General features: G+C 54.0%; 10 protein-coding genes. 3 read left to right on the top strand and 7 right to left on the bottom strand.

Annotated features, from left to right (window positions below; genetic code table 11):
- The first annotated feature begins 28 nt into the window (after nucleotides 1-28).
- Nucleotides 29-862, top strand: coding sequence for an SGNH/GDSL hydrolase family protein (locus tag IEY39_RS28145; RefSeq protein WP_188937948.1), 834 nt, complete (start codon nucleotides 29-31; stop codon nucleotides 860-862).
- 44 nt (nucleotides 863-906) lie between these two features.
- Here IEY39_RS28145 and IEY39_RS28140 read toward each other — a convergent pair whose 3' ends face one another.
- The 6 genes from IEY39_RS28140 to IEY39_RS28115 all read right to left on the bottom strand — a co-directional run bounded on the left by IEY39_RS28140 (nucleotide 907) and on the right by IEY39_RS28115 (nucleotide 9,370).
- Entirely contained in the window at nucleotides 907-2,340 is a 1,434-nt protein-coding gene (locus IEY39_RS28140) for a PAS domain S-box protein (protein WP_188937946.1), read from the bottom strand.
- Entirely contained in the window at nucleotides 2,341-2,772 is a 432-nt protein-coding gene (locus tag IEY39_RS28135) for a response regulator (RefSeq protein WP_188937944.1), read from the bottom strand.
- 10 nt (nucleotides 2,773-2,782) lie between these two features.
- Nucleotides 2,783-4,597, bottom strand: coding sequence for an ATP-binding protein (locus tag IEY39_RS28130; RefSeq protein WP_188937942.1), 1,815 nt, complete (start codon nucleotides 4,595-4,597; stop codon nucleotides 2,783-2,785).
- A gap of 81 nt (nucleotides 4,598-4,678) precedes the next feature.
- The gene (locus IEY39_RS28125; protein WP_188937940.1) at nucleotides 4,679-5,464 is read right to left on the bottom strand and encodes a carbohydrate deacetylase; all 786 of its coding nucleotides are present in this window, start codon (nucleotides 5,462-5,464) and stop codon (nucleotides 4,679-4,681) included.
- A 134-nt stretch (nucleotides 5,465-5,598) separates the two neighbouring features.
- A complete protein-coding gene (locus IEY39_RS28120) occupies nucleotides 5,599-6,843 on the bottom strand; it encodes a lactonase family protein (RefSeq protein ID WP_188937939.1) in 1,245 nt (414 codons plus the stop codon).
- A gap of 10 nt (nucleotides 6,844-6,853) precedes the next feature.
- On the bottom strand, nucleotides 6,854-9,370 hold the full coding sequence (locus IEY39_RS28115) for a zinc-dependent metalloprotease (protein WP_188937937.1): 2,517 nt from the start codon (nucleotides 9,368-9,370) through the stop codon (nucleotides 6,854-6,856).
- A gap of 396 nt (nucleotides 9,371-9,766) precedes the next feature.
- On the opposite strand from IEY39_RS28115, the gene IEY39_RS28110 reads away from it, so the two are divergent.
- Entirely contained in the window at nucleotides 9,767-10,630 is an 864-nt protein-coding gene (locus tag IEY39_RS28110) for an OmpA family protein (RefSeq protein ID WP_188937935.1), read from the top strand.
- A gap of 84 nt (nucleotides 10,631-10,714) precedes the next feature.
- Nucleotides 10,715-12,217, top strand: coding sequence for a trypsin-like peptidase domain-containing protein (locus IEY39_RS28105; protein WP_188937934.1), 1,503 nt, complete (start codon nucleotides 10,715-10,717; stop codon nucleotides 12,215-12,217).
- 95 nt (nucleotides 12,218-12,312) lie between these two features.
- Here the strand turns inward: IEY39_RS28105 and IEY39_RS28100 are convergent, their stop codons facing one another.
- Entirely contained in the window at nucleotides 12,313-12,930 is a 618-nt protein-coding gene (locus IEY39_RS28100) for a hypothetical protein (protein ID WP_188937932.1), read from the bottom strand.
- Nucleotides 12,931-12,955 lie beyond the last annotated feature (25 nt).

Genomic DNA, 12,955 nt, shown 5'->3' with positions numbered 1-12,955 from the left:
TAAATTTGAAAATGATAAAGAACCAACTATGATAAAACGTTTTTGCATTTTCTTCGTGTGTAGTGTGATACTTACACTAACTAGCTTCATTCACCGCCCGCTCACTTGGGTAGCCATCGGCGACAGTATTACTTATCTCAACGATCACCCCGACGAGACGGGCAATCGACTCACAAAAGGCTATCTCACTGATGTCGTGGCAAAGCTGGATTATATCCACTATCTCAACCAGGGGCGCAACGGCTGGACAACGCAGAATTTTGCGCGATCGATCGACAAGTTGGGGATACCGGTGGGTGATGTGTATACGGTGTTCCTGGGTACCAATGACTGGTGGCATGGGCATCGGATCGGTTCTTTCTCCGACTACGAACATTCCACGGGTGACAGCACCGTCTATGGATGTATGCGAGTGCTGCTGGACAAGATCCGCAGCCTAAATAAGGATGCGTCCATCATTCTTATCACGCCAATGCCGCGCGCTGACTTTGTCTCTATCAATAACCACACGAACAATGCCTATGGTTCCTATAAAGAGAAAGATGGGCAGACGCTGGAGCAGGTAGCGGAGGCGATTCTCGACATTGGCAGGCACGAAGGGCTCCGCACAGTGGACCTGTATCATTTAAAAGCGCTATCGGTGACGCGGCTGGTGCATTTCAAACGGCTGAAGGACTCCGCTACCGGTGCTTATCGCGACTTCCCCTACCCGAACTTTATCGACGTGCCTTTCAATCCGGCCACGGACGAGTATCCCTATCCTCCGGACGCCATCGAGATGACGTATGATGGGTTGCATCCTTCGAATAAAGGGTGTGAGGTGATTGCGAAAAAGTTGATTAAGGTGATGAGGAAGATTTAGGGGGGTGATGCGGGTGCTGGGGGCCCGGCGGACGGTGGCGGGCCTTAGGTGGGGAGGCTTACGCTTAGGGTGCAGCCTTCGCCGGGCTGGGACTGGATCTCTACTTTTCCATTGAATAATTCCGTTCGGCTGATGATGTTGGTGATCCCTACGCCCTTGCGGTGGCGGCTTACGTCGAAGCCAACACCGTTGTCGGCCACCGTCACGACGATGTTATCGCCCTCCATTGAAAGGCGGATGAGCACCCGCGTCGCACGGGCATGTTTTACGATGTTGTTCAACTGTTCCTGGATGATGCGGAAGACGGTGAGCTTTCGCCGGTCTTCGATCTGTTCTTCGGAGATATTCTGCAGGTCGAGCTCGATGGCCAGGTCTTCCTTGGCAAATTTCATATCGTCGATGACATCCTCGATTGATTCGATGAGGCCTATCTCCCGCAGGCCGGGTGTGATGAGAGATTTGGATATCTTCCGAATCTCGTTGATCGCCTTGCTGACCAATGCGGTACTGCGCTCGAGCAACTCCTGCCGCATTTCATCGTCGGTCATCGCGGTATTGATATAGAGATTGCTGGCGCCGAGAATCTGATTGACATTATCGTGCAGCTCCTTCCCTATCTCTGTCCGCTCTTTCTCCTGCGCGAGGATGACGGCCTCGGTGATCTGCTTCTGGCGGGTGACCCGCTGTTCGTTGAGCTCGTTCTCAAGCTGGATGCGTTCGGTGACGTCATTGGCCAGCACCAGCACGGCTAATTGGTCCTTATAACTGATGCTGTGCCAGGCGATGTCCACAAAGATCAATTCTCCGTTCTTCTTCCTATGTTGGAGGATGCCCTTTTTGATACCCTCGCGGCTGTGGCGGACGGCCTCTACTTCTTCGAGCAGGTGTTGGGCGTCACCATTGAGCTGGATGTCGGCAAGCGTGCGGCTGAAAAACTCTTCCTGGGTATAGCCATAATGCTGGACGGCCGCCTCATTGGCTTCGAGGAAACGGAACGATCTTGCGTCGAATACCCACATCGGCATCGGGTTGTTGTTGAAGAGTTCGCGGTAACGTTCTTCACTCTCGCGGAGGTATTGCAGGCTGCGGATACGCTCGAGGCTATAGCGGATAGCGCGGCTGAGCAGTTTCTCATCGAAGTCGCCTTTGACGAGATAGTCCTGGGCGCCCATCACCAGGGCCTGTAAGGCGGTCTTGGTGTCGGTGAGCCCCGTCAGCAGGATCACGGCGGCGCGCTGCGTCATGGGCTGCAACTGGGTATAGGAATCGAGCCCGTAGCTATCGGGCAGGGACAGATCGAGAAAGACAAGGTTACTGTCATGAATGGCGAGCAACAGTTTTGCTTCCGCCAGGCTGGCGGCATGTCTTATTTCAGCGACGGGCAGGTTGGTGATTTGCAGGAATTCCTTGAAAAGGAAAAGGTCACCCGGATTGTCTTCGACAACCAGGATACGTATGGGTTGAATGTCGCCGTCCATCTACTGTACTGTTTTTGGAAGTTTTACAATACTGATCCAGAAATCCTCGATCGTCCGCACCACGTCCATAAAGCGGTCGAGGTCCACCGGCTTTGTGATATAACAATTGGCGTAATTGTTATAGGACGCGAGGATGTCTTTTTCGGCAGAAGATGTGGTGAGCATGATCACGGGGATACGTTTCAATTCAGGATCGTTCTTGATGATCCCCAGCACCTCGGTACCGTCCATCTTGGGCAGGTTGATGTCCAGTAAGATAAGATCGGGCATATTGGCGGTACGCGCCTGCTTGCGGAGAAAACGCACAGCCTCTATACCATCATAGGCAATGGAGATCTTGTTGATAATGCGGGCGTCATCAAGGGCTTCTTTTGTTAACAGGATATCTCCTTCATTGTCGTCTACCAGTAAGATGTGAATCGCGTGTTGCATAAGCTTTGAATCAGGTTTTCCCCTTTTTATGGATCGTGAAATAAAATGTGCTTCCTTCTTTCGGCGCCGACTCGACCCAGATCTTCCCGCCATGCCGTTCGACTATTTTCTTACAGATGGCCAGGCCGATGCCCGTCCCCGAATAGTCGTTTTTGTTGTGAAGCCGTTGAAAGATGATAAAGATCTTTTCGAAGAATTGCGAATCGATGCCGATGCCGTTGTCTTCCACGGAGAACAGCCAGGATGCCAGCTGCTCCTTTGCCCGGATGCGGATCATCGGTGGCTGGTCCGAATGGTATTTCAGCGCGTTGCTCAACAGGTTCTGAAAAAGCTGGGTCACCTGAACCTTGTCGCCAAAGACAACAGGCAGGGGGCCGATGTCCACCTCTGCCCGCACGCCGATGATCTTCTCGCGAAAGATATTGCCTACTTCCTCCATCACGACGGCAGTGTCTACGGCGCCAAAGCTTTCCTGGCCCGTACCCACGCGTGAATATTCGAGGAGGTCCATGATGAGGGCCTTCATCCGCTCGGCCCCGTCTACGGCATAATGGATGTACTGATCGGCCTTGCTGTCCAGCTTACCGTAGTATTTTTTTTGCAGCAGCTGCAGGAAGCTGCTCACCATGCGGAGGGGCTCCTGCAGGTCGTGGGAGGCGATGTAGGCAAACCGCTCTAATTCGGCGTTGGAGGTAGCCAGTTCGGCGGCGCGTTTGGCCAGGTCGATGTTGAGCCGTTGCAACTGCAGTTCGTACTTCCGCCGGTCGGTGATATCCTTCACCACTACCATCCGCGCCTTCCGGCCTTCGAATTCGATGGCGTGGGCGGTGACGTCCACGTCGATGATCTCCCCATTCTTCTTGATATGGCGCCACTGGCTGTTACGAAAAGCGTCGGGCTTGCCCCGGACATTGTTGACGTCATCCACCAGCGCTGCGACGTCTTCGGGTGGGCGGATGTCCGCAATGGTCATGGAGAGGAATTCATCCCGGCTGTACCCGTAGTCGCGGATGGCCGTATCGTTCACCTCCAGGAAGCGCATGGTATGATCATCATAGATCCATTTTGGCAGGGGGCTCTTGTCAAAAAGGGTCTTGTACTTGTTTTCCGACGACCGCAGGTTGGTGCTCTGTACCTCTACTTTCTTTTCCAATTGCCGGTTGAGGCGGCGGAGCTGTTCCCGCGCCCGCCTATCCTTATGGCGATCAGCCCGTATTTTACGAAGGATGAAAAGGGCTAAAACCACGACGCCGGCGATGAGGGCCCATAATGCCACCTGCAATGCCGTTACTCTCCGCCGGTTGGCGATACGCCGTGCCTCCAGCAGCCGGCCCTGCCCCGTTTCCAGCTGGTCGATCATCGCCTGTATCCGGTGGGAATAGCCGTACCGGGCTTCGTCGCCGATGAGGGCGGAGACGTTCTCGAAATCCCCCGCCCGGCTCATCCGCATCGCCCTTTCCAGCACTACGTGACTGCGGCTTACATAGTATTGCAGCGAGTCGAGCAGCGGGCGCTGACCTGAATCGCCGGCAATGAGATCGCGCAGGCTATCTATCTTTTGAGGAAGAAGGGCGGCCGTATGCCCCGCCGTGTCGAGGAAGCTGCTATCGCCGGTGAGCAGGAAGTTCTTGACATTCAGCTGGAATTCCATCGCGGCACGTTGCACCTCCTGGGACTGGCTAAGCACCGCATTGGTGTGGCGGATACCTTCCCCTGTATCCTGTATCCGCTGGTTTTGCCAGATGGATAACAAAACAATGATGAACACCGCCACGATGGCGATCGCGATGGCATTGATCAGTTTGTTCCCAAGTAAGGTTTTCATGTCGGTAAGCGGGCTTGTCGATCAGCCATAGGAGGGCTGCCCGATCAGCCGGTGATTGTACGGAAATATACTAAAAATTTGTTAGACGCCCATCGCCGTGAGTCGATTCAGCAGTTCGCGGCCATCGAGATCGACGAGCCTGCCTGCTTTATCATAAAGCGGATGTACCATCACCTCCACACTTTTGCCTTCCATGCGGCCACGCTTTTCCATTCCCCCATTCCTCTTCATTGCCTCACGCCGGACAAAAATCTGCATGTCTTCTATGTCGCCAAAATAGTCCGTGTTGTGAAATTCGTGCCGGTTGCCCAATCGCCAGCGGTTGAACATCGCCTTATAGAGCCGCTTTAAAAGGACGCGTGTCTCCCCAATGTTGCGGGCAAGCCGGATTCGGGGAATTGCGTATTCCCGGCCCAACCGACACACCAGCGGCGCTATCGCCCATTGTGTATGGAAATGATGATGCGAATCCAGATGGGCCGGCTTGATCCCGGCCGCAAGCACCCGCTGCAATTGGGTCTTCATTTCTTCATAGACCGCGGCTTTTTCCCCGCGGCTAAGGCTGAACAAATAACGCCGGCCGTTGCGATAGGGAGCAAAACAACCACTGTCGTCGCAAAAAACGGGGCAATCCAGGATGGGCTGCGACAAGGGGTGGCCTTCGGTAAGATTGAGATGCATCCCTATTTTGCCCTGGAGATGCGGGTGTTGGCGCAGGCGGGCGACGGCATCTTCGAACCCCGGCATATTCGCCATTATCGAAGCGCTGGTTACGAGACCGCTCTCAATACTCTCAAAAATGGCCCGGTTGACGGCGACGCCAATGCCAAGGTCGTCGGCATTCACGATCAGTTTGGATAAAGTCATAAAAAAATGGTTAGCTGGGCCGCAGGGGTAAGCAGTGGGGGCGGTGGTTGGCAAAAACCGCACCTGTTAACAACTAAAAGACGTTCCAAAGTAAAAAATATCTAGGAATATGTATAAAAAATAAGTGTAACTACTTATTTTTTGATCAAATAAATTAGGCAGGTGGGCGCCGGGACAGAGAGCGTAAGCCCTGTCGGTTTGATCATCCCGGTCTTGGAGTTGACGCGGAAAACAACGATCGAATTACTATCCTGATTGGCCACCAGCAGCCATTTTCCGGTGGGGTCAAGGGTGAAATTCCGCGGTTCGGTCCCCATGGTAGGCACATAGCCCACCGCCTTTAAGAGCCCCGTCGCGGGGTCGATGGAAAAGATGGCGATGGTGGTCTCCGCCCTATTGCTGGTATAAAGAAAGCGGCCATCGGGTGAGACGTGGATGTCCGCGCTGCGGAAGGGGCCTTTTGCATCCCCGGGATGGGCCGCAATGCGTTGCAGGGAGTCGAGGCGCCCTGTCGCGGGCTGGAACCGGTATACATCCACAGATCCGCCCAATTCCTCTACCAGATAGGCAAACTTCCCGTTGGGGTGAAAGACCAGGTGGCGTGGACCGCTGCCCGGCGTGGTCGATAACATCATCGCCGGCTTTTGTTCGGCGGTGTCCTGGACGGGTAGCAGCGGCCGGGTAGTCCTGACGGCCACCGGCAGTCCGCCGTGGCCGACCGGCGCCAGTGCGGTTTCATCGAAAGGTTCGATCATGATCTTGTCAAGCCCCAGGTCTTGCACATAAAGATAGTGCTGGCCGGAGTCGGGGGAGAACAGCGCCGAATGCACATGCGCTTTCTCCTGGCGAGCAGGGTTTATGCCATGACCAAAATGTTGGATATCCTCTATAAACGTCCATAGCCCGCCATCCGCGCGGACGGGAAATACCGACAGGCTTCCACCGGTGTAATTGGCCACCACGACCCAGTTGCCGCTATGGTTCACCGACACATAGGCGGGGTTGTCGCCCCCACTGGATACTTTATTAATAAACTGTAGTTGCCCGCTGTTGCGATCGAAGCGAAAAGCGCTGACACTGCCTTTGTCCAGCATGCGGGACTCTGTACAAGCATAGAGGTGAGCCCCATCGGGTGCGATAGCCAGATAAGAAGGATTGCAAACGCTTTCGGTATGGCTTATCGGGGTAGCCTCGCCGGTAGCCGCATCGAACCGGTATACATAGATGCCTTTGCTGCCGGTGGAGTCCAATGTTGTTGCGCCGTTGAGATTGCCGGTGTTGGTGTAGGTGCCGACAAAGAGAAAATAGGATTGGGACTTTGCTGCCGAGAAGGTGAGCACTAGAATAAGGTTAAGGCTAAGGCCAAGAAAGTTGCGCATGGGAAGTGTATTAGAATTCAAATTCGTTGTCGGGCATCCCGATGGGCGCACCGGGTGGCATCTCCGTCGCTTGTGGCAGGATGAACTTCTCCGGAGTCTTGTTAAACTCTCCTATCTCCGTCAAGGCAAAATACAGGGCGGACTTCCAGCGGGGATCGGCATTGGGCAGTTGCATGCCTATCCATTGTGAAAGATCGGTGAGGGTCAACAGGGCCTCGCCCCGGACATTCTCCGCATTCTTTGTATCAGCGGCCAGCGCAAAGAGGTGTTTTAGTGTAAGGTTATCGACAACGATCTGTAATTCTCCCTTATAGCCTGGCTGCAATGGCGTCTTCCAGGTGTTATCGATCAATTTATTCAGCACGGCGAGCAGACCGGGCTGATGTTCATCGCGGGACTGGTATTCGATCAACCTCGCTGCCCGTTCGCCATTGAGGAGATAGGAAAGCGTGTTGTTTGCAGCCGCTTCCGCGGCGGCGATGGGGTCGAAGGTAGGACCGGTATGCCGTTCGAAAATCTCAACCGACGATGGATAGCCCGTCGGTCTCGGGGGTATCTTGCTGATGAGATCGTCCGGCAGGGCCAGCGCATCGGGGGTGATGGTATTCATCAGCGCGTCGAATGCCCGCCATTGTTCGGCCGGGTCCACCATCTTTGTTGGCAGCTCACCATCATTTTTCACCGCATGGGTGAAATAAAGTCCGCCCAGCGACTTGGCCGCGGCCTCCACCTGGTATCGCTGTAACAGATAGATGGGCACCAGCACCTCTTCCAGCGTAGCCATGGGAGCAGCCTTTGGTATCGCCTTTTCGGAGAAGTTGTCGAGAAGATGACGGCGAACGGTCATCAGCTTATTCAGCTGATCGATGGGGTTGACGCCGTCATCCCATTGATTGGACAAGGGATGCGTCATCCCGCCGATGTCCGGGATATACTGGTAACCTTCCTTCAGGGTCTCCTTCATAATCTTGTCGAGGGCTGCATCTTCATCCGTTGCCTTCGGAAAATCCGAATAGCCCCAAATGATGACGCGCTTGTCCCAGCCGCCGATGCCGGTGGCGTACGCTTCGGAGAGATCGATGGTTCCATCTGCCTTGAGGTTGAAGCGCGGGAATGGATAGTCCATCACCGATGCCCGGTCTTTGACGCTGGCCATAAAGTTATGCGTCAGTCCCAGTGTATGCCCTATCTCGTGAGCGGATAGCTGCCGGATGCGTGCCAGCGCCATTTCTTCCATTTTCTTAGATACAGGCCTGCCGTCCTCATATGGCTGCAACAGCCCTTCGGCAATGAGATAGTCCTGCCGGTGGCGGTCGGAGCCGAGTGTTACTACTCCTTTTATGATCTCACCCGTTCGCGGATCGACGTAGGAAGACCCGTACGAGAAAGCCCTTTGCGGGTTACCGGTGCGCGTCAGCCAGTTGACCATGTTATACCGGATATCCATGGGGTCAGCGCCTGCCGGCAGCTCTTTTACCTGGAAGGCGTTTTTAAAACCCGCCGCTTCGAAAGCCTGGTTCCACCAGCTACCCCCTTCGATAAGCGCTTTCTTGATGATGGCCGGTGCGCCCCGATCGACATAATAGACGATGGGTTCTACAGGTTCGCTCACGGCTGCGTTGGGCTCTTTCTTTATAAGCCGGTGGCGTTGGATGAAGCGTCTGACCAATGGCTCGCTCATCGGCGCGGAGAAATCCTCATAGCTAAAGGAGTTGAAGCCGCTGCGGGGATCGAATTTCCGCGGGACATAGCCGCTGTCCGGCAACTGTACAAAGGCCTGGTGGATACGAACCGTCACTGCCGTAGGGTCTGGCGCCACGCTGCCACCACGCCGGAAGAAGCCACCGCCGCTGCTGCCACCGGTGAAGGTGACCAGTGCTTCAAATTCGGTATTCTTAGGAAAGTTTTTGGTGTTGTCTATAAATACGGCGCTGCGCGATTCATCCAGCCGGTAGCCACCGCCTGCCCCCGCGCCTGCGCGACCGGGTGCGTTTGCCGCGGCCGAGAAGGCGCTGCCCGGATTGCCGGCCCCGGAGCCGATGGTCTCCCCGATGTGCAGGGCATCCCTGACGATGAGGGGTGTTGCATCGATCAATACCTTGTCATCTTCCGTCGCCACAGGTGAGAAGCCAAAGAGGATGGACTGCGAGAAGCCGTCTTCCACAGCTTTCTTTTCATCTGCATCGCCATGCACCGACCGTTGACCATAGTTGGGCTGGAGCAGGAAGACCTTGGGACCTACCTTTATGAATTTGGCGATGACCCCCGAGGCTTGTCCCCGTTCCGCACCTCCGTTGCCGATGCCTTCGGGGAGGGAGCAGAAATAGAGGAATTCCTGGTTGAAGCGATCGAGTTCGATGAGGATCCTGCCTGTCTTTTCTTCGTAATAGAAGTTGTAAAAGCCGGCGTATTTTTTTGCGTCGTGGGTGACGGATTCGATGGTGGCGGCGGGCCGTTGGGCGAAGACCGGTGAGGTGAGGCTAATGAGGCCGGAGAGTAGGATGGTCAGTTGAAAGGGATGCTTCATATGCAGTAGAATTGGTATACTTCCGACAAATTACGGAAACTGATGCTGCACGCAAAAATTATTGAGGCGCCTTGAAGATCATTTTGTTAGGCATTCTTTAAGTTATCCAGTCGTTAACCGGCCGGCGGGCGGCTTAAACTACTTTGGCCGCATTCCCTCCTACTTATGAAACTTAAAAATTTACGATCATGAAAACGCTTAATGTAAAACTCCTGCTGATAGGTCTCGTCATCGCTGCCGCTTTTAGTTCTTGCGTCGTTGTTGAACGGCCCTATCATCATCACTACTATGGCTATTGCCGTTAGTACATATCTGTCCTAAACCCGGTGCCCGGGGACGGGAGGTCCCGTCCCCGGGACCGATGCAGCCCACCTCTTTTTTTATTATCTTGTGGGTATGCTTGCCATCCCTTTTCGTGTGCCGCGGGGGCTTCTCTTTCTCCTATCGACGATTATCGCCAGAGGCCTCTTTGCGCAGGCGGCAAAAGCCGATACCATCACCTTTCATTTTGCTTTCGACCGTAGCGAGATAAGACCGGCGGATACGCAGGCGTTTGGATCTTTTGTTCGCGAGCGCATTCTCGTGTCTGCCGGCGAGGCGACCGGGGACATCGACTCCCTGCTCATCGCGGGCTACACCGATACCGTCGGTACCCTGGCATACAACGACCGGCTTTCGCTTCGTCGGGCCATGTCGGCGGCCGCATTACTCCGGCAATACCTGAGTCCCCCTCCATCCCTGGCTGTGCGCATCGAAGGCCGGGGTGAAACCGACCCTTTCCCGGGTGACGACAGCGCCAGCAGAAGGGTCATCCTCGTCTTCTGGCATCATCCGGCGCCGCCACCGGTTGCCGTCCGGACGGACACTGCACGCATCGCACCGGAGCCCGACACCGTCATCCAACTCGAAGACATTCGCTTTTATGCGAATACCGCGAACCTCACCGATGAGGCCCTGCTCTCCCTCCCACGGTATATTACCAATCTTTTCCCGCTGCGCGATCGGTATCTCGAAGTGGATGGTTATTGCAACTCCCCCGGTCCGCCCCTGCCCGTCACCGATCCGCTCTACAAACTGTCGGTGCAAAGGGCGAAGTTTATCTACGACTATCTCATCGAACGGGGATTTGATCCCGGTAAGCTCTCTTATAAAGGAAAGGGTAATACCAATCCGCGTCAGGCGCATCCCACTACGCGCGGCGAAAGCGAGCAGAATATGCGGGTTGAGATCCGCGTGTTCAGAGAGAGGCCGGAGCCTTGAGCCGGGTGCTTTAGATATACTTTAACACCGATCGCAAAACGATCCATCTACGAAGGTGTTAGTATTTCTAAAAAGCAAGACATCATGAACATGAAAACAAAAAACAAGGCAATACTTCTCGGTGCAGCTGCAGTCATCGGGAGCTATTTACTATTCGCCAACGGGAAGACGCCATCAAACAGCGTATTGGACGAGCCAAAAGCTCCCGTTGTCAAAACTGCATATACCGCCGGACCCGCCGTACAACCCGTAGATTTCGAGAAAGCCGCAGCGGCCGCCGTACCCTCCGTGGTGCACATTAAGACGACCATGAAGTTCAAGGAAGTGTCCGGCCGTCAGGGGCAGGATATCGACCCCTTTGGGGGGTTTGATGATGACTTCTTCCGCCGGTTCTTTGGAGAAGGCCAGGGTAGAGTCATGCCCCAGCCTGATCAAAAGGCCTCCGGATCGGGCGTGATCATCAGCAGTGATGGTTACATCGTCACCAACAACCACGTAGTCAACGGTGCAACGGCCATTACGGTGACGCTGAACAATCGCCGTAACTATACCGCTAAGGTCATCGGCACGGACCCGAATACCGATCTGGCGCTGATAAAGATCGATGGTAAAGACCTGCCCGTTATGTCCATTGGTAATTCCGACGATGTCAAACTCGGTCAGTGGGTATTGGCCATCGGTTATCCGCTGAATCTGGATGTCACCGTCACGCAGGGTATCGTAAGCGCAAAGTCGCGTAACATCGGCATCAACACCCAGGCCAGCGCGCCCGTCGAGTCCTTTATCCAGACGGATGCCGCCGTCAACCCGGGTAGCAGTGGAGGCGCACTGGTGAACACCAATGGTGAGCTGATCGCGATCAACTCGGCTATCGCTTCGCCTACCGGCGCCTTTGCCGGCTACGCCTATGCCATTCCTTCCAATCTGATGAAGAAGGTGATCGGCGATATCATGAAATATGGTTCGGTTCAAAGAGGTTACCTGGGTATCAGCATGACGCCCGAAGGGCTGGATGATGCGAAGAAGAAAGAACTGGGTATCACCAGCGATGCTGAAGGCGTATTTGTTCTTGACGTAGACCCGAAAGGGGCTGCTGGTGAAGCCGGTCTTAAGAAAGGCGATGTGATCACCAAGGTGAACGGTGAGGACGTGAATACCGATTCCCGCCTGGCCGAGCTTATCGCCCGCCAGAAACCTGGTGACAAGGTGAAGATCACCTATGTCCGTGGCGGCGAACAGCACGAAGCTGAAGCCACATTAAAGAACAAACCTGGCACTTTTGCCAGTATGAATAATGCAGCCGTCGAATCCCTGGGCGGTGATTTCTCCGATCTCAGCAAGGAAGACGCTGCAAAGTTGGGTATCAGCGGCGGTGTGGTGGTGAACAACATCCACAACGGTGTTCTCAGCAACCAGACCAACATGCGACCCGGCTTCGTTATCACTAAGATTGGCGACATCGCGGTACATTCCGTAGCCGAACTTAAAGATGCGCTGAGCAAGCAAGGAAGTAATTTCCAGATAGAAGGGGTTTACCCTGGCAGCGACGAAGTCTACTACTATGGGATCAATGACTTTAAGAAATAGTCCGTTTTGTGTTTTTTGATAATTTGGCCGCCCCGTTCCCGGGGCGGCTTTTTTGTGGCGTGCCTCCCAGTGCTCACCGTCCCAAACCCGGTTAGCTAAAACCGAAACCTTTTATCCAGAATGGAAAAAAACTCATCCAATTTATGGTACAAGATGCTGAGGCTGGTTCGACGGTTGGTTTCGTAGTTGAGATTTTCGGGAAAATTCCTGACTTCCTTTTGCAGGTCGTTATCATCAACAGTTTTGCCTATGTCTTCGGTTACTGTGCAAATCCGGATATAGTAAGTGGGAGTGTGTGACGGTCGAAAGACATCGTAATGGTCGACTCCTTTGTATCGTTGCAGGTATATATAAGGGTAGATATCTTCTTTTAAAATGGTGTCTATATGGGTGCGAAACCATGGGATTAGTGTGTCTTCCTTTATTTCCAGAGGCAAAGAGACTGCAAAGACTAAATTTTCACAGTCTTTTGTACAATACTCTACGAATTTTTGACTAAAGGTGGCGCCTTTCCGCCAATAGACAAGATAATGTACCTGGAACATTGTTACTTCGCCGATGCCGATTAACGTATCGCTTCTTAATAAGCCATAACCTGGGAGATCGAACTGAACAACTGTATCCATCTTTTCCGCTTTAAGCCTTTCGATAGCAATGGAGAGGGTATCGTGAAATTCCGGTTGCCCCCACACACGGATGGTCACCAGAGACATAAAAAGTACAAATATGTATCTTGTC

The sequence above is a fragment of the Puia dinghuensis genome, from assembly GCF_014642875.1.
GTDB classification, from domain to species: domain Bacteria; phylum Bacteroidota; class Bacteroidia; order Chitinophagales; family Chitinophagaceae; genus Puia; species Puia dinghuensis.
This window is presented reverse-complemented; position numbering and strand designations above follow the sequence as displayed.